Source organism: Pseudomonas frigoris (genome assembly GCF_047758635.1).
GTDB lineage: Bacteria > Pseudomonadota > Gammaproteobacteria > Pseudomonadales > Pseudomonadaceae > Aquipseudomonas > Aquipseudomonas frigoris.
This window is the reverse complement of the sequence record NZ_CP180479.1, coordinates 2,372,519-2,388,633: the sequence shown is the minus strand read 5'-3', so window position 1 is coordinate 2,388,633 and position 16,115 is coordinate 2,372,519. Positions and strand designations below refer to the sequence as shown.

Genomic DNA, 16,115 nt, shown 5'->3' with positions numbered 1-16,115 from the left:
CGAATATCCGAATTTGGATGGGATTTACAAAAATCTAGGCCGCGTATCATATCCAATTTACATAAAACTGTACCAGCGCTGCGGCAAGATCTGCCTGCAAAGCCTGTTCCAGACACCACGCTTCGGCGTGTTTTTGCAGTTCTGGCCAGTGTTTTCGGGTCGATTGCCAGTGCCCGGTCATATTGTCACCCGCATTCCACGCCCGCCAAAGACCGCTGATCGCCTCGCGGGCAGGCTCGGACAGGCCATTGGTGTACAGAGCGAGGAAGGCGTCGAGCTTGTCCAGGTGGATGTCTTCGTCCTGCTGATAGATGTGCCAGAGCAGCGGCCGGCCCGCCCATTGGGCGCGGACAAAGGAATCTTCACCGCGCACGGCATTGAAATCGCAGCACCAGAGCAGGTGATCGTATTGATCCTGTCGGACGAACGGCAGCACTTGCACGGTCAATTCACCGCGCACATGCACTGCGCCGGCCACCAGACCGTCCACACCGAGCCAACGTTCGACATCCCCAAGAATCCGACCTTCGGGCACCAGCAGATGAGTGGGCGTAGAGTCGGCAGCCATTGCATCGAGCCAGCTGGCCAGCCCATTATTTTCGTAGGCAAAGAGCGAGATCAACTGCGCACCTTGCGCGCGATCAATCCCTAAACCTTGCAGGAATTCTCGCTGAGCCTCGGGGTTTTGCTGAAACTGCTGACGACGCTCAAGCAATCCGCTTTCACGCAGCAAGCCACCCGTGCCCTTCTGAAACCCTGGGAAGAAAAAGATTTTTTGTACGTTCTTGTACTTCACCGACGGCAAACCGTGGCAGCCGACGATCCAGTCCTCGGCACTCAGATAGTCGAGATTCATCCACAGCGGCGGTTTTTCCCGCTCGGCCATGGCCTCCATGTAAGCACTCGGCAATTGGCAGGCGAACGCGGCAATCACCACATCAGCGGCTTCAGTGGGCTGCCAGTCGGCCGTCCACTGACGCACTTCGACGCCCTGCTGCCATTGCTGTGAGGCGTTGATGTCAATGTCCGGGCACAAGCGCTCGAAGGCCCGCAGATCATCGACCCACAAACGCACCGCCACCGAATGTTCGGCCACCAGTTGTCGGGCCAGACGCCAGGTCACGCCGATGTCACCAAAGTTGTCGACCACCGCGCAGAAAATATCCCAGCGGGCTTTCATTTCAGGCATTCCAGGCTCCCGTTGGCAAAAGCGCCGATTGTCCTCATAAATTACCCCGTGCAGAAGAGCCGACGGCGATTAATCTTCATGCGACAATCGCCACTCGCCCGCGACCACCCGCCAGGAGGCAGCCATGCCCTACCGTCCCAACCCGCGCCGCCCGTTGCCGATCCAGCTCAACGCCTTGCAACTGACCGGCAGCATTGCCCTGGGTGTGTGGCTGGGGTTTATCGCGATCGCGCTGACGTGCTGGCTTGCCTCCCGACTGTTGTTCAGCGAGCATCTGGCTCCCGTGGCAGAGGCCGTGCAGCAACTGGCCAAACCACCGGTGGTGCAACCGGTGCCGGACATTCCGGCTCAGAGCCCGTTGTTCGAACAGTACGAAGAGAACCTGCGCAAGAACGAGCAGCAGCAAAGGCTTGATCAGGCCCGCAGCAACCACCGCAATTTATCGAACCCCAAATGCCAGTTCTGGTTGCAACAGGACCAGACTGCACCGAGCGAAAAAAGCCGCGCCAACGTCCAGCAATTCTGCGATTGATCAAGAAGCTCTCTATGCACAAGCCGACCGTCCACCAACTGATTCTCGACAAGCTGCGGATCGACCTCGACATCGCCGAGCGTGCCGCACAAACCGCTTACGAAACCGCCACCCACGAAGAAAACATCGCCGAGAACAAGTACGACACGCTAGGGCTGGAGGCGTCTTATCTGGCAGCCGGGCAAGCCAAACGGGTGGAGGAAATCAGGCAGTCACTGACGCTTTGCCAGAACCTGACGCTGCGACCTTACGACGATCAGCGCGGCATCGAAGTCGGTGCCCTGCTCGGTCTGGAAGATGAAAAGGGTCGTGAGCAATGGCTGTTTCTGGCCCCCGACGCGGCGGGTTTGAAGGTCGACGTGGTGGGGCAATGGATTACCGTCATCACCCCTCGCTCACCGCTGGGCAAGAGTCTGCTGGGCAAGTTCGAAGGGGACGAGGTGGAGATTCTCGTGGCGGGAGCTCGGCAACAGTTTTCTGTCACCGAGGTGGTATAGAAAGGGAGATTAATGGACCGGCAGTTCGACGCCGTCGAACAGCTCTTCCAGTTCCTGCTTGTTGTGGCACTGAATGGCCTTGGCCATGACTTCGCGGGTCAGGTGCGGGGCGAACTTCTCGATGAAGTCGCACATGAAGCCACGCAGGAACGTGCCGCGACGGAAACCGATTTTAGTAATGCTGGATTCGAACAAGTCGCTGGCATCAAGCATGACCAGGTCGCTATCGAGTTTGGCATCGACCGCCATTTTCGCCACGATGCCCACGCCCAGACCCAGGCGAACGTAAGTTTTGATCACGTCGGCGTCGGCAGCGGTGAACACCACTTTCGGTGTCAGGCCGCGATGGCTGAACGCTTCGTCGAGTTTCGAACGGCCGGTGAAACCGAACACGTACGTCACGATCGGGTATTCGGCCAGGGCTTCGAGGGTCAACTTCGACAGCTTGGTCAGCGGGTGGCCCTGTGGCACGACCACGCAGCGGTTCCAGCGATAGCACGGCATCATCACCAGATCACCGAACAGCTCCAGGGCTTCGGTGGCGATGGCGAAATCCACGGTACCGTCAGCGGCCATTTCAGCGATCTGCATCGGCGAACCCTGGTGCATGTGCAGGGCAACGTCCGGGTATTGCTTGATGAAATTGCTGATCACCGGTGGCAGCGCATAACGCGCCTGGGTGTGCGTGGTGGCGATCGACAGGGTGCCTTTCTTCTCGTTGGAGAACTCCTGGGCAATCTGCTTGATGCTTTCAACCTTGCGCAGGATCTCGCCGGCGGTGGTGATAATTCGCTCGCCGGCCGGGGTGACGCGGGTCAGGTGCTTGCCGCTGCGAGCGAAAACCTCAACCCCCAATTCGTCTTCCAGCAGACGGATCTGCTTACTGATGCCCGGTTGTGATGTGTAAAGGCTTTGGGCTGTAGCGGAAACGTTGAGGTCGTGGTGCGCCACTTCCCAGATGTAGCGCAATTGTTGAAGCTTCATATGAATCCCTCAAAGCAGGTAGACGCCACGGGCATCAGCGACGGTATATAACTATATTAATGGTTTGACGAATAAATCTAGAACTTTTTTATCAAACTGCCACTATTGGTGCTCTAGCGATCCCCTTGGCGACGACGCTCCACCAGCGGCACCAGATAGACCGGCACCCGAGACAGTTGCAACACCCGCGCTGCAGTGCGGCCCAAAGGCGTTTCCGCGCCAGCACCATGGCTATGACTACCTACGATCAACAAATCCACGGAGAGTTTCTGCGCTTGGTCAAGAATCACCTGTGACGGATCGCCCTGAAGCACCCTCACTGCTTTGATCCGCTCCAGGTCCTGCGACCCTTCATCCCCCAATTCTTCACGAAAGCTGTCGAGTACCCGCTGCTCGATGTTGGCAATCACCGTGTTCAAGCCTTGGCTGTGAAACTCATTCAACGCCTGCTCATCGAGATAACTCTGAAGCACCGACTCGGCAAACAGCCCCATCGGTTCAACGGCGTGCACCACGTAGAGATCGGCATTGAATGTTCGCGCCAGCGCCAAGGCATGCTGCATCACCAAAGGTGCGTACAGGCCGAGGTCAGTGGCGTACAGCATCGAATGAATCATATGACCTCCTTGAGTGCCAACATGGCGGAGATTGATTCAGCTTAGCAGTGCCTTGGCGAGTACGACGTTTCGCGTAACGCGTTGAACCGTGGGCTTAAACCTTTTGCTCGTTGCTTATGCCGTGCGGCACGTGGCCGGTGGCGACCACCTCGCGGGCCAACTCGCAATGACCGGCCTGATCGTCGAAAAACACGTCGGCGGCAAAGGCTTCGAGAAACGCCGACTTGGTCAGGCCGCCGAGAAACAGCGACTCGTCCAGACGAATGTCCCATTCGCGCAAGGTACGGATCACTCGCTCATGGGCCGGCGCCGATCGCGCGGTCACCAGCGCGGTGCGGATCGGACAAGCGTCTTCCGGGAACTCGCGCTGCAACAGATTGAGGGCGGCGAGGAAGCCTTTGAACGGCCCGCCGCGCAAAGGCTCGCGGGCGGCTTCACGCTCGCTGGCCTGAAACGCTTCCAGACCACCGGACTGATAGACACGCTCCGATTCATCGGAAAACAGCACCGCGTCACCATCGAAGGCAATGCGCAATTCATCACTGGCCGCACGGCTGGCGCCACCCGACAGAATGGTCGCAGCGGCGAACCCGGCATCCAGCGCACTGCGCACGTCTTCGGCATGCGTCGAAAGAAACAGGTCGCAGCCAAACGCCTTCAGGTACGGATAAGGACTGCGTCCGCCGACAAACGCCGCGCGGGAAATCGCCAGGCCATAGTGGTGGATCGAATTGAAAACCCGCAGGCCAGTGTCGGCACTGTTGCGCGACACTAGGATCACCTCGACCCGGGCGCGGCCAAGGCTGGTGTTCAAGTTGAGGAGTTTTTGTACCAACGGGAATGCATCACCGGGCTCGAGGATTTCGTCTTCGTGTTCGATCTGATATTGCCGATAGGCTTCGACGCCGCTCGACAGATAGACCTTGTGGCTTTCGCTCAGGTCGAACAGCGCACGCGACGAAATCGCCAGCACCAGTTTGTCGTCGATCGTTTTTGCCATGCCCTTCTCCCAAGGTTGATCGACTCAAGTGTTACGTCGATCGATAAAACTCAAACTGCGATACAAGGCTTCGATTCGCGGCAACTCGCATCCTGCGGCCTTGGCTGCCGCCAGTGGCCGGGCGTAAATCGCATCCAGCTCAAGCGGTCGTTTGTGCAGAAAATCGTGGTACATGCTCGGCCAATAGTCCGGCATTTTCTCGGTCACCATGAACAGATGATCGGCATAACCGGCCGGTACGTCGTGACCGCAAGCGATTGCGCCCTGAACCACTTCAGCCATCAGAGCCTTGATCAGTTCCCGACTGTCGGCATCGGCCATCAACGGCGTGGTGCTTGCCCCGAGCAGAACCGACAAACCGTTGTAAGGGATATTCCAGACCAGTTTTTGCCAGCGCGCCTGATGCAGGTTCGCCATGGCCTGGGAATCGATGCCGGTGGCGCGGAACAGCCCGGCGCCCTCCTCGACAATCGCCATGCGCGCCTGATCATCGGCTGCGGGGCCGCTGTGATAGCCAACATTCACCGCGCCGAGCGCCTGATGGGTGATGACGCCGGGTCCGTCGCGATGAACGCAGATATAGCAGAGCCCACCGAGCACGTGCAGCGAGTCGGGAAGCAACGCTCGCAGACTGTCTTCAACGTCCAGGCCATTTTGCAGCAACAACACTTTGGCATTCGGTGCCGCGGCTTGAATGATCGTCGGCGCCAGCTGCGCGTTACTGGTGGTTTTCGCGCCCACCAGCAACCAGTCACAGGGCGGCATGTCTTCGGCCGTCGAATACGCCTGAACCGGATTCAACGTCAGCGCGCCGTGCACCGCACTGTCGAGCTTCAACCCCCGCTCGGCCACCGCTGAGAATTCACTGCGCAACAGAAAATGCACATCGAAACCGGCACGCGCCAGCATCAACCCGTAGAACCCGCCGATCGCACCGGTTCCGATAATACCGATTGTCGGTTTGGTCACTGCCCCCATCATGGCAACTCCTCTGCAATTCGACTCAACGCCTGACCCACGGCTGCATTGAGCTCGGTGCGGGTCAGGCGCGATTTTAGTGCCCCGAAGAATTCACCGTCGCGCACCAAAAACAGCGCCGGCAAATAAAAAACCTGATAACGCTCGACCACCCCGCCATTGTTCCCGGCATCAATCCAGCACAGCCGATCGACGTCCAGATCGAGTCGTGGCAACTGCTCACGGGCAAAACGGCAACTGGCGCAGCCGACGCTGGTGAAAATGACCAGCGACACACCGCTCATCGCCAGCAGCCGTTGGTCGGCGTCGAAATCAGTCAGTTCCAATTCGACCACTATACTGGGTGGAACAATGTCAGATGGCCGACACATGGAGTCCGTGTTCATGGGACGTTTTATTCCTCACCCTGACGATGTGCCCGTCGAATTAACGTTGCTCAAACCTGAGTGTATTTCACGGCAACAGCTGCACACTATCAGCCTCGGGGGCATGGCTTGCAATTATCACCGGGCGTGGCGCCACGGTACGGCGCTGGAAATTCGCATGCCGACCTTGAACCCCGACATGCGTTTTCTGGGCTATGTAGCCTGGTGCCTGCGACGAAAGCGCGGCTATCTGGTAGGCATTGCCTTCGTTGACGAACAGATGATGTTCAGTGCCCGGATGGGCGAGCAAGTGTGCCAGATCGAACGTTACTGCCGCCTGCATGACGCGCATGACGATCTGCAGGAAACTCAGGCCCTGGCCCTTGAATGGGTCCAGGAGCATGCCGACGAGTTCTCCCACGAGACGGTTCGCAGGGCATTTGCGCAGGTTGTGCTGGATTAGAAGGGGTATCCTCAATTGGTTTCCCCGCGGAAACTAATTGAGAATGCCCCTTAAACCGGTGTCTGCCCATTGTCGAGCCACGGTGTAACGCGCTAAGGTTCTGCTCCCCGACGCGCTTAATTTGCTGTGCTCCGCCGCGCGGGTTCGCTGGCGGCCGGCACCCGTGACCTGACGAGTAAACGATGGCTGATTTACCGATCAACGACCTAAACGTCGCTTCCAACGAGACGCTGATCACTCCCGATCAGCTCAAGCGTGATATCCCTCTGAGCGACGCTGCCCTGCGCACCGTCACCAAGGGCCGCGAAGTCATTCGCAACATTCTTGATGGCACCGACCACCGCCTGTTTGTTGTCATCGGGCCTTGCTCGATCCACGACATCAAGGCTGCCCACGAATACGCCGAGCGCCTGAAGGCGCTTGCGGCAGAAGTGTCCGATACCCTGTATCTGGTCATGCGCGTGTATTTCGAGAAGCCACGCACCACCGTCGGCTGGAAAGGTTTGATCAACGATCCGTACCTGGACGACTCCTTCAAGATTCAGGACGGTCTGCACATCGGTCGTCAATTGTTGCTGGACCTGGCCGAGATGGGCCTGCCGACCGCAACTGAAGCCCTCGACCCGATCTCCCCGCAGTACCTGCAGGACCTGATCAGCTGGTCGGCCATCGGTGCGCGCACCACCGAATCCCAGACTCACCGTGAAATGGCCTCCGGCCTGTCCTCGGCAGTCGGCTTCAAGAACGGCACCGACGGCGGCCTGACGGTCGCTATCAACGCCCTGCAATCGGTGTCCAGCCCTCACCGCTTCCTGGGTATCAACCAGGAAGGTGGCGTGTCGATCGTCACCACCAAGGGCAATGCCTACGGTCACGTGGTACTGCGCGGTGGCAACGGCAAGCCGAACTACGATTCGGTCAGCGTCGCGCTCTGCGAGCAAGCGCTGAACAAAGCGAAGATCAAGCCGAACATCATGGTCGATTGCAGCCACGCCAACTCCAACAAGGACCCGGCCCTGCAACCGCTGGTGATGGAGAACGTCGCCAACCAGATCCTCGAAGGCAACCAGTCGATCATCGGCCTGATGGTCGAAAGTCACTTGAACTGGGGCTGCCAGGCGATCCCGAAAGACCTCGCCGACCTGCAATACGGCGTGTCGATCACCGATGCCTGCATCGACTGGTCCGCCACCGAAAACACCTTGCGCAGCATGCATGCCAAGCTCAAGGACGTGCTGCCGAAACGCGATCGCAGCTGATCACTTTTCGCCGCACAAAAAAACGCCGGGCTTAACCCGGCGTTTTTTTATGCGTTCGATTCTGTGAAAGGTTACTGGCTCAGCTTGGCTGCATGCCGCTGGTGGCGCTCCATGTAGCGTTCCACGTAGGAACACGATGGAATGACGGTGTAACCCATTTCTTCAGCGTACTCCAACGCCTTCTCGGTCAAGGCTGCCGCAATGCCGCGACCACGCAGTGCGTTGGGCACAAAGGTGCGATAGATATCCAGGGTCTGTTTCCCCAGATCCATATAGGTCAGGTAGGCACGATGACCGTCCACATTGGTCTCGAACTGATGACCAGCCTGGTCATGGTGGATGGACAACGCCTCGCTCATCACTACTCCTCGCGGGTCTGAAATTCTGACCCCTACCTTACCGATGTTTTTCCGGCGAAGGAACATCTACGCCACCCCGTGCCTGAATGGACACCGAGAAGAGCTGTACCAATCTCGCACAACCGAGCACGTATCAAATAGTAGGCACTATTGGCAGAAATGCTCAAGGTACGCTCGTCATCACGCCGATTGGCGGGTGCTGCTCCGGGTGACGCAGAGACGGCTCGACCGAAGATCTGTGTAGGTCAATAGCCTGAACATTGCCGGATGTTGAGACTTAAGACGAGCGCCCTTTGTTAAAGTCACCTGAACATGGAGAAAGATATGAGAGGCGCCACGCAAAATCCGAAAAAAAGTGTAGACGAATCCATCTAGACAGACTTTAGCCAAGACTCGGAAAAGAGCTGTGAGCGCGCGAAACTTTTCTTCGGCGGCTCGCTCAGCTCGGGCCTCCCAGCTGTATATTTTTTAAACAATGCAGTTAAAAGTTGCTCGAAAAAGAATCAACGCCTACAATTTTTTTGGCTTCTTGCTTTACGTCAGTTTACTTACGACAAGTAATGGGTAGTATGTACGCCGGCTATTTCCTCACTCTGAGGAGACAGCTAACTTAATAGAAAGTCCTTGAAGGGGAACACGATGAACAACGTTCTGAAATTCTCTGCTCTGGCTCTGGCCGCAGTTCTGGCTACCGGTTGCAGCAGCGTATCGAAAGAAACCGAAGCACGTCTGACCGCTACTGAAGACGCAGCAGCTCGCTCCCAGGCTCGTGCAGACGAAGCTTACCGTAAAGCTGATGAAGCTCTGGCTGCTGCTCAAAAAGCACAACAGACTGCTGACGAAGCTAACGAGCGTGCTCTGCGCATGCTGGACAAAGCTAGCCGCAAGTAATAATCCTTCGGGATTGTTATCAAGCCGACCCATTTTTTGGGTCGGCTTTTTTATTGCCCGCTATTTCGTACCGGCAATAAAAAACCCGCCGACGCGGTCAGCATCGGCGGGTTCCTTTCAAGCATTACTGCAACGGGTCGATCGGCGCACTCGTCACCATCGGCGCCGAGGAATTCGGCACTCCGATTTCCACCGGCAGACCATCTTCGGCGGCAACCACGTCGCGGACCACATCCCAGTTCATGCGCAGGTTGTTGGTGATGTCCTCACGCTTGAGCATCGCGTTGATCACCGCGGTGTGTTTGTCGACCACAGAAGGGTTGCCCTTGTCGTCCAGCGGCGTGTGCGCTTCCAGATACACCTTGCCGCCACTGACACCGAACTTGTACGGGTCGCTGATAATGCGCACCGACGTGCCTACCGGCACCATGCTCGCCATTTCCAGCACGTTGTTGTTGAACATGCGGAAGCAACCGTGGCTTGTGCGCATGCCGATGCCGAACTTCTTGTTCGAACCGTGGATCAGGTAGCCCGGCGTGCCCAACGTGAACTTGAACGGCCCCAACGGGTTGTCCGGGCCGGCCGGCACCACGTTCGGCAGTGGATCGCCATCGGCGGCGTGTTCGGCCTTGATCGACGCAGGAGGGGTCCATGTCGGGTTCGGCGTCTTAGCGGTGATGCTGGTATGGGCAATCGGCGAGCCCCAGCCTTCACGGCCGATACCCAGCGGGAAGGTGTACACCACGTTCCGGCCTTTCGGGAAGTAATAGAGGCGGTACTCGGCCAGGTTGATGACGATGCCTTCACGCGGGCCTGGTGGCAGGATGAAACGCGTCGGCAGCACCACTTCGGTGCCAGCGCCCGGCAGCCATGGATCGACGCCAGGGTTGGCCGCGACCATTTCCGAATAGCCCAGATCGTAGGTGGTGCCAAGGTCAGCGAAGGTATCTTCGTACTTGGCCTTGATCACCTGGACCTGACCGACGATGTCTTCACCGGGCGGTGGCAGGGGCAGCTCCAATGCTGCTACGGGACCCGCCACACAGAGGGCGGCGAGAGACAGGTAGCGGGTGACGGCAGGAAAGCGCGGCAACATCCGGAAAATCCTTCGCATGATCGACAAGGGTATAAAAACGGGATTGTACACCGGCATCTGGGAAATCGGGGAGTTGACCGATAGCAAGCAATCTATCGGGCACTAAAGCTCGAAACGCAGTTCCGGCCAGATCGGCGATGTGCCGCGTTTTTGCGATTCCAGAATGGCCCGGCACAGCGAGCACAGGCGCTGATCCTGAAACACACGGCGATCGACGCTCGACCAGCGCGGTTGTGCTGGCAACAGGCTGCCGCACAAGGTGCGGTCCGCCGAGCCGCCCAACTCCAGTTGACGGGTCACCAGATGTACCCGCACTTCCTGGCAGGCGAACAGATCCAGCTGTTCGTCAGGCTCGATCAGTTGGTAGGCAAAAAGTGACCAGGCAGGACGCGGCATCGGGGGCTCCAAATCGGGGGCGCCACCTTAGCCGAAACACCGCCGCTAGAAAAGCGTCAAAGCAGCGGTTTCAGTGTAGGCCAGACATTTTCCAGCAACTTGTCCTGGGCCCCGACAGCCGGGTGCAGTCCGTCGGACTGCATCAAGTCTGGATGACCGCCCACGCCGTCGAGAAAAAACGGCACCAACGGGATCTTTTTCTCTTCGGCCAGCGTGCTGTAGACCTTCGCGAAGGCCTCGGTATAGCGAACGCCGTAGTTGGGTGGCAATTGCATGCCGAGCAGCAGCACCTTGGCGCCACTGGCGCGGGAGCTGTCGATCATTGCTGCAAGGTTTTGTTGCAATTGCGTCGGCAGCAATCCACGCAGGCCATCGTTGCCGCCCAACTCGAGGATTACCAACTCAGGCTTATGCTCTGCAAGCAGCGCGGACAGGCGCGCCTGGCCTCCGGCGCTGGTGTCGCCGCTGATGGACGCATTGACCACCTTATCGTCGAAACCTTCGCGCTTGAGCCGTTGCTCGAGCAGGGAGACCCACCCCAAGCGGGTATCCAGCCCGAAACCCGCGCTGATACTATCGCCAACGATCAGGACTGTACCCGCCGCTGCGTTCTGGGCCATGCACATCAAGGCCAGGCCAGCACTCAAAAACCACACACGCATCGGATTCTCCATGGGCGCAAGCATTCTCACCGCGAAGAACCTCAGCAAAGTGGTTCCCAGCGCGGAAGGTGAACTGACTATCCTGCACGAACTCAGCCTGGAACTGAACAAGGGCGACAGCCTGGCCATTGTCGGCGCCTCCGGTTCCGGCAAGTCCACCCTCCTCGGCTTGCTCGCTGGCCTCGACCTGCCGAGCAGCGGCGACGTCACCCTCGCCGGGCAAGCCCTGAGCAATCTCGATGAAGACCAACGCGCACGTATCCGGGCCGAGCATGTCGGGTTTGTGTTTCAGTCCTTTCAGCTGCTCGACAGTCTCAACGCCCTGGAAAACGTCATGCTGCCGCTGGAACTCGATGGCCGCAAAGACGCCCGTGAACGCGCCACTGAGCTGCTGCAACGGGTCGGCCTGGGTCAGCGGCTGACCCATTCGCCACGCCAGCTTTCGGGTGGCGAACAGCAACGCGTGGCGATTGCCCGTGCGTTTGCCGCCGAACCCGATGTGCTGTTCGCCGACGAACCAACCGGCAACCTCGACAGCCACACCGGCGAACGCATCAGCGATCTGCTGTTCGAACTCAACCAGGAACGCGGTACAACCCTGGTGCTGGTGACCCACGACGAACGCCTGGCACATCGCTGCCGACGCCTGATCCGCCTTGAAGCCGGCCTGCTGGTCGCCCCTCTGGAGCCTTGATGGCACGCCTGCCGCTGTTGCGCCTGTTCAGTCTTGCCATCCGCCAACTGCTGCGCGACGCCCGCGCCGGTGAGTTGCGCGTGTTGTTTTTTGCCTTGCTGGTGGCCGTGGCGGCGAGTACCGCCATCGGTTACTTCGGCGCCCGCTTGAACGGTGCCATGATGCTGCGCGCCACCGAGTTTCTCGGTGCCGACCTGCTGCTTGAAGGCAGCTCTCCCGCGCGACCCGAACAGATTAAAAGCGGCACGGAGCTGGGCCTTGAGCACGCTCAGGTGGTGGAATTCTCCAGCGTTATCGCCACTGACAATGGCATTCAATTGTCCAGCATCAAGGCTGCCGACGACGTCTACCCACTGCGCGGCGAACTGAAAAGTGCCCCGGTGCCCTTCGCCCCGGAAGAACCCGGTGGCGGACCGAAACCCGGTGAAGCCTGGGTCGAAGCGCGACTGCTGACCGCGCTGGACCTGAAGATCGGCGACAGCATCGACGTCGGCATGAGAACCCTCAAACTGGCGCGAGTGCTGACCTACGAACCGGACCGCGCCGGCAATTTCTACAGCCTGACGCCGCGGGTGCTGATCAACCTCAGCGACCTCGCCGCGACCGGCGTGGTGCAACCCGGCAGCCGGGTCAGCTACCGCGAACTCTGGCGCGGTAAAGCCGAGGCGCTGGAAACCTATCGTCAATTGATCAAACCCGGCCTGGCCGCCAACCAGCGTTTGCAGGATGCACGCGATGGCAACCGACAGATCGGCGGCGCGTTGGGCAAGGCTGAGCGTTACTTGAACATGGCCAGTCTGGTGGCGGTTCTGCTGTCCGGTGTGGCGGTGGCGCTGTCGGCCACGCGCTTCGCCACCCGCCGATTCGATGCCAGTGCATTGCTGCGTTGCCTGGGGCTGTCCCGGCGGGAAACCATGGTGCTGTTCAGTTTGCAGCTGACGGTGCTCGGTCTGCTCGCCAGTATCAGCGGCGCGCTGATCGGCTGGTTCGCGCAGTTGGGTCTGTTCGCGCTGCTGCATGATTTATTGCCGACCGACGTTCCACCGGGTGGTCTGTTTCCTGCCATTGCCGGGATCGGCACCGGATTGGTGGCGTTAGCCGGTTTTGCCTTGCCACCACTGGCTGCACTGGGACGGGTTCCGCCATTGCGGGTACTGCGTCGGGACATGCTGCCGATTCCTTCCAGCACCTGGATGGTTTACGGCGCAGCATTGGGCGCCCTCGGGCTGATCATGTGGCGTCTGAGCCTGGACCTGGTGTTGACCTTCGCCCTGCTCGGTGGCGGTGTGATCGCAGCATTGGTGCTTGGCGGCTTGCTGTTGCTGCTTCTGAAGAGCCTGCGTCGAATGCTGGCGCGTGCCTCTTTGCCATGGCGCCTCGGGCTGGGCCAACTGCTGCGTCATCCGCTGGCGGCAGCGGGGCAATCCCTGGCCTTCGGTTTGATTCTGCTGTCCATGGCGCTGATCGCATTGCTGCGCGGCGAGTTACTGGACACCTGGCAGAACCAGCTCCCGAAAAACGCGCCCAACTATTTCGCGCTGAACATTCTGCCGGCGGACAAACAGGCGTTCATCGATCGCCTGATCAAATTGTCGGCGCAATCGGCGCCGCTATACCCGGTGGTACCTGGACGGCTGATCAGCGTCAACGGCGAGCCGGTGCAGGAAATCGTCAGCAAGGATTCGGCCGGTGATCGAGCGATCCAGCGCGACCTGAGCCTGACCTGGGCGGCGGATTTACCGGCAGGCAACAAAATCACGGCGGGCAACTGGTGGGCCGAACAGACGCCGGACGAGATTCCCGGTGTATCGGTGGAAGGCAAAGTCGCCGAAAGCCTGAAGCTCAAGCTCGGCGATCACATGGTGTTTACCGTGGGCGGCGTCAATCGCGAAGCGAAAGTCACCAGCCTGCGAGAGATCAACTGGGACAACTTCCAGCCTAACTTCTTCATGATCTTCCAGCCCGGCACACTGAAGGATCTGCCGGCGACCTACCTGACCAGTTTTTATCTGGCGGCCGGTCATGACCAGCAGATCGTGGATCTGTCGCGGGCGTTCCCGGCGGTGACCATCTTGCAGGTCGAAGCCTTGCTCGAGCAGCTGCGCAGCATCCTCGCCCAAGTCACCCTGGCGGTGGAATACGTGCTGTTGTTCGTGTTGGCGGCGGGGATGGCGGTGTTGTTTTCAGGCTTGCAGGCGACGCTCGATGAACGCATTCGCCAAGGCGCCTTGTTGCGAGCGCTGGGGGCCGAGCGGCAATTGTTGGTCAAGGCCCGGCGGATCGAGTTCGGCTTGCTTGGGGCGGTCAGCGGATTGTTGGCGGCGCTGGGTTCTGAACTGGTGAGTCTGGTGCTCTACCGCTACGCCTTCGACCTGCCGTGGCACCCGCATCCGTGGTTGCTGGTATTGCCGCTGATCGGCGCGGTGTTGATCGGGGGGGCCGGCGTGTTCGGCACACGTCGCGCGCTGAACGCCAGCCCCCTGACAGTCTTGCGCGAGGGTTGATAGACTCAAGCTCTCTCTACCACAAGAAGTTGCCATGAGCCGTTATCGCCCTCCCCGCACCGCTGGCACCGCGCTGATCACCCCCGAAGGTGAAGCGCGGATGCGGGCCGAGTTTCATGAGCTCTGGCATGTTCGACGGCCGCAGGTGACACAGTCAGTCAGCGAGGCCGCGGCACAGGGCGATCGCTCGGAAAACGCCGAATACACCTACGGCAAAAAGATGCTGCGCGAGATCGACAGTCGCGTGCGCTTTCTCACCAAGCGACTGGAAGCGCTCAAAGTCGTCAGCGAAAAACCGAGCGATCCGAACAAGGTCTATTTTGGCGCCTGGGTCACGATTGAAGACGAGGACGGCAAAGAGTCACGCTACCGTATCGTCGGGCCAGATGAGCTGGATTTGAAACTGGGCTTGATCAGCATCGATTCGCCGCTGGCCCGCGCACTGATCGGCAAGGCGCTGGACGCCGAAGTTCGGGTCCAGACACCGACTGGTGAGCAATGCGTGTATATCGTGGCGATCGACTATCTCTGAGCCATAGCGCTCTGAGCCTCAACGGCGGGTAATCAGCCCCTGTCGGGCAACGCGAGTCAATTGCTTGATCACTTCGGGGGCGTCCTCGAGGCTGGGCGATTGAATCACAGCCAGATCGAAACTGTCGCTGGCAAATCGAGCCAGCGATTCACCCTCTTCGACAAACTGGATCAGGAAGGCCGCAGGCCCACCGGTGCGACGTGGCCAGCCATCGAGATAACGCAAGAGTGTCGGCTGATGCTTGCCGCCAAGCAGGATTTTTGGATTGCGCTGGGTGAGGTGTGCCGTGATCGGCGCGGGGCGTATAACGGGGCTTAATGCATTCATTCTGTCGTGTCTCGGCCTCAAAAGTCTGCATGGCAGGTGAGAGGCAACACCGAACCAGCGCTTTAGCGGTATTTCGAAGCCTGTTTCAAGCTTCTATCGGCAACTGAATGAGTCACCTGGCGCCCCGCAAGTAGCTGTTTAAATCGGCGCATGGGCAGCATCCTAGAGAAGCTGACCGGACAGTGTCAAGAATGACGAGCAACAAAAAGGCCCGCGCAATGCGAGCCTTTTCATTAAGCCAGAGCGGTCAGCCAGCGATAGCGCGGTCAGCCGAGAGCTTGCCGGCACCTTCGATCAGCACCGCGATGCTGCCGCCGAGCAGGGCCAGGGCGAATTCATAACCGTTGTTGACCATGAACAGACCATGAGGGAGATGCACCGAGAAGATCGCCACCAGTGAGAGGATGGTCAGGCCGAGGGCTGCCGGGCGAACCAGCAAGCCGATGATCAAGGCCAGACCGGCGAAAAACTCGGTACCGCCCGCCAGCGTCGCCATCAGGTAACCCGGCGCCAGGCCGATGCTTTCCATGTACTGCGCGGTGCCCGCCAGACCGTAACCACCGAACGCCCCAAAGAGTTTCTGCGAGCCGTGGGCAGCGAAGATGATGCCGACGAAGATCCGCAAAACGGTCAGGCCGTAGCCAGCGCGGGTAAACAGTACCTTGTTGATCAGTGTGCTCATGCTGTGTCATCCGTTGTCAGTGTGTGTTGGTTGGCCGCTATATTAATCAGTAAATCTCATGTTAAAAGCGCAATAAATTCGCCATAAC

Annotated in this window: 20 protein-coding genes; 8 read left to right on the top strand and 12 right to left on the bottom strand. The window is 59.2% G+C overall.

Annotation, left to right across the window (positions count from 1 at the left end; genetic code table 11):
* Positions 1 to 46: 46 nt before the first annotated feature.
* Positions 47 to 1,189, bottom strand: coding sequence for an elongation factor P maturation arginine rhamnosyltransferase EarP (earP, locus tag ACMXYH_RS10785; RefSeq protein ID WP_415767060.1), 1,143 nt, complete (start codon positions 1,187 to 1,189; stop codon positions 47 to 49).
* 124 nt (positions 1,190 to 1,313) lie between these two features.
* On the opposite strand from earP, the gene ACMXYH_RS10780 reads away from it, so the two are divergent.
* Positions 1,314 to 1,721, top strand: coding sequence for a hypothetical protein (locus tag ACMXYH_RS10780; RefSeq protein WP_415767059.1), 408 nt, complete (start codon positions 1,314 to 1,316; stop codon positions 1,719 to 1,721).
* A gap of 14 nt (positions 1,722 to 1,735) precedes the next feature.
* Positions 1,736 to 2,218 (top strand): GreA/GreB family elongation factor, encoded by a 483-nt coding sequence (locus ACMXYH_RS10775; RefSeq protein ID WP_129436979.1) that lies wholly within the window; start codon positions 1,736 to 1,738, stop codon positions 2,216 to 2,218.
* Positions 2,219 to 2,227: 9 nt separating this feature from the next.
* Here the strand turns inward: ACMXYH_RS10775 and cysB are convergent, their stop codons facing one another.
* From cysB to ACMXYH_RS10750, 5 genes are all read right to left on the bottom strand, one after another.
* On the bottom strand, positions 2,228 to 3,202 hold the full coding sequence (cysB, locus tag ACMXYH_RS10770; protein ID WP_008148549.1) for an HTH-type transcriptional regulator CysB: 975 nt from the start codon (positions 3,200 to 3,202) through the stop codon (positions 2,228 to 2,230).
* Positions 3,203 to 3,315: 113 nt separating this feature from the next.
* Positions 3,316 to 3,819, bottom strand: a complete 504-nt coding sequence (locus tag ACMXYH_RS10765) for a universal stress protein (protein WP_129436980.1) — start codon at positions 3,817 to 3,819, stop codon at positions 3,316 to 3,318.
* Between the two features lie 94 nt (positions 3,820 to 3,913).
* A complete protein-coding gene (locus ACMXYH_RS10760; RefSeq protein ID WP_008148545.1) occupies positions 3,914 to 4,819 on the bottom strand; it encodes a 5'-nucleotidase in 906 nt (301 codons plus the stop codon).
* Between the two features lie 24 nt (positions 4,820 to 4,843).
* The gene (locus ACMXYH_RS10755; protein ID WP_415767058.1) at positions 4,844 to 5,800 is read right to left on the bottom strand and encodes a putative 2-dehydropantoate 2-reductase; all 957 of its coding nucleotides are present in this window, start codon (positions 5,798 to 5,800) and stop codon (positions 4,844 to 4,846) included.
* The gene (locus ACMXYH_RS10750) at positions 5,797 to 6,183 is read right to left on the bottom strand and encodes a thioredoxin family protein (RefSeq protein ID WP_415767057.1); all 387 of its coding nucleotides are present in this window, start codon (positions 6,181 to 6,183) and stop codon (positions 5,797 to 5,799) included. The genes ACMXYH_RS10755 and ACMXYH_RS10750 overlap by 4 nt, the downstream gene beginning before the upstream one ends.
* Here ACMXYH_RS10750 and ACMXYH_RS10745 point away from each other — a divergent pair.
* Together ACMXYH_RS10745 and ACMXYH_RS10740 are read left to right on the top strand one after the other, a co-directional pair.
* Positions 6,182 to 6,625, top strand: coding sequence for a PilZ domain-containing protein (locus ACMXYH_RS10745; protein WP_129436984.1), 444 nt, complete (start codon positions 6,182 to 6,184; stop codon positions 6,623 to 6,625). The genes ACMXYH_RS10750 and ACMXYH_RS10745 overlap by 2 nt on opposite strands.
* A gap of 182 nt (positions 6,626 to 6,807) precedes the next feature.
* Positions 6,808 to 7,884 (top strand): 3-deoxy-7-phosphoheptulonate synthase, encoded by a 1,077-nt coding sequence (locus tag ACMXYH_RS10740; protein WP_056740324.1) that lies wholly within the window; start codon positions 6,808 to 6,810, stop codon positions 7,882 to 7,884.
* Positions 7,885 to 7,955: 71 nt separating this feature from the next.
* Here the strand turns inward: ACMXYH_RS10740 and ACMXYH_RS10735 are convergent, their stop codons facing one another.
* Complete coding sequence (locus ACMXYH_RS10735; protein WP_008057026.1) at positions 7,956 to 8,243, bottom strand: GNAT family N-acetyltransferase; 288 nt, start codon at positions 8,241 to 8,243, stop codon at positions 7,956 to 7,958.
* 639 nt (positions 8,244 to 8,882) lie between these two features.
* Here ACMXYH_RS10735 and oprI point away from each other — a divergent pair.
* Positions 8,883 to 9,134, top strand: coding sequence for an outer membrane lipoprotei OprI (oprI, locus tag ACMXYH_RS10730; protein WP_002553018.1), 252 nt, complete (start codon positions 8,883 to 8,885; stop codon positions 9,132 to 9,134).
* Between the two features lie 124 nt (positions 9,135 to 9,258).
* Here oprI and ACMXYH_RS10725 read toward each other — a convergent pair whose 3' ends face one another.
* The 3 genes from ACMXYH_RS10725 to ACMXYH_RS10715 form a co-directional block, all read right to left on the bottom strand.
* Positions 9,259 to 10,230, bottom strand: a complete 972-nt coding sequence (locus tag ACMXYH_RS10725) for a L,D-transpeptidase family protein (protein ID WP_056740322.1) — start codon at positions 10,228 to 10,230, stop codon at positions 9,259 to 9,261.
* A gap of 102 nt (positions 10,231 to 10,332) precedes the next feature.
* Positions 10,333 to 10,626, bottom strand: a complete 294-nt coding sequence (locus tag ACMXYH_RS10720; RefSeq protein ID WP_003226812.1) for a hypothetical protein — start codon at positions 10,624 to 10,626, stop codon at positions 10,333 to 10,335.
* 56 nt (positions 10,627 to 10,682) lie between these two features.
* On the bottom strand, positions 10,683 to 11,288 hold the full coding sequence (locus ACMXYH_RS10715; RefSeq protein ID WP_129436986.1) for an arylesterase: 606 nt from the start codon (positions 11,286 to 11,288) through the stop codon (positions 10,683 to 10,685).
* A gap of 10 nt (positions 11,289 to 11,298) precedes the next feature.
* Here ACMXYH_RS10715 and ACMXYH_RS10710 point away from each other — a divergent pair, with 10 nt between their 5' ends.
* The 3 genes from ACMXYH_RS10710 to greB are packed head-to-tail and all read left to right on the top strand — an operon-like array spanning position 11,299 to position 15,018.
* Positions 11,299 to 11,982, top strand: coding sequence for an ABC transporter ATP-binding protein (locus ACMXYH_RS10710; protein ID WP_033057202.1), 684 nt, complete (start codon positions 11,299 to 11,301; stop codon positions 11,980 to 11,982).
* Entirely contained in the window at positions 11,982 to 14,486 is a 2,505-nt protein-coding gene (locus tag ACMXYH_RS10705) for an ABC transporter permease (protein WP_415767056.1), read from the top strand. The genes ACMXYH_RS10710 and ACMXYH_RS10705 overlap by 1 nt, the downstream gene beginning before the upstream one ends.
* A gap of 34 nt (positions 14,487 to 14,520) precedes the next feature.
* Positions 14,521 to 15,018, top strand: coding sequence for a transcription elongation factor GreB (greB, locus tag ACMXYH_RS10700; protein ID WP_129436988.1), 498 nt, complete (start codon positions 14,521 to 14,523; stop codon positions 15,016 to 15,018).
* 18 nt (positions 15,019 to 15,036) lie between these two features.
* On the opposite strand, the gene ACMXYH_RS10695 is transcribed toward greB, so the two are convergent.
* Positions 15,037 to 15,345, bottom strand: a complete 309-nt coding sequence (locus tag ACMXYH_RS10695; RefSeq protein WP_046056997.1) for a hypothetical protein — start codon at positions 15,343 to 15,345, stop codon at positions 15,037 to 15,039.
* Between the two features lie 247 nt (positions 15,346 to 15,592).
* Positions 15,593 to 16,027 carry a DoxX family protein gene (locus tag ACMXYH_RS10690; protein WP_129436989.1) on the bottom strand — a complete coding sequence of 145 codons (435 nt, stop codon included), beginning with the start codon at positions 16,025 to 16,027 and terminating at the stop codon, positions 15,593 to 15,595.
* Positions 16,028 to 16,115 lie beyond the last annotated feature (88 nt).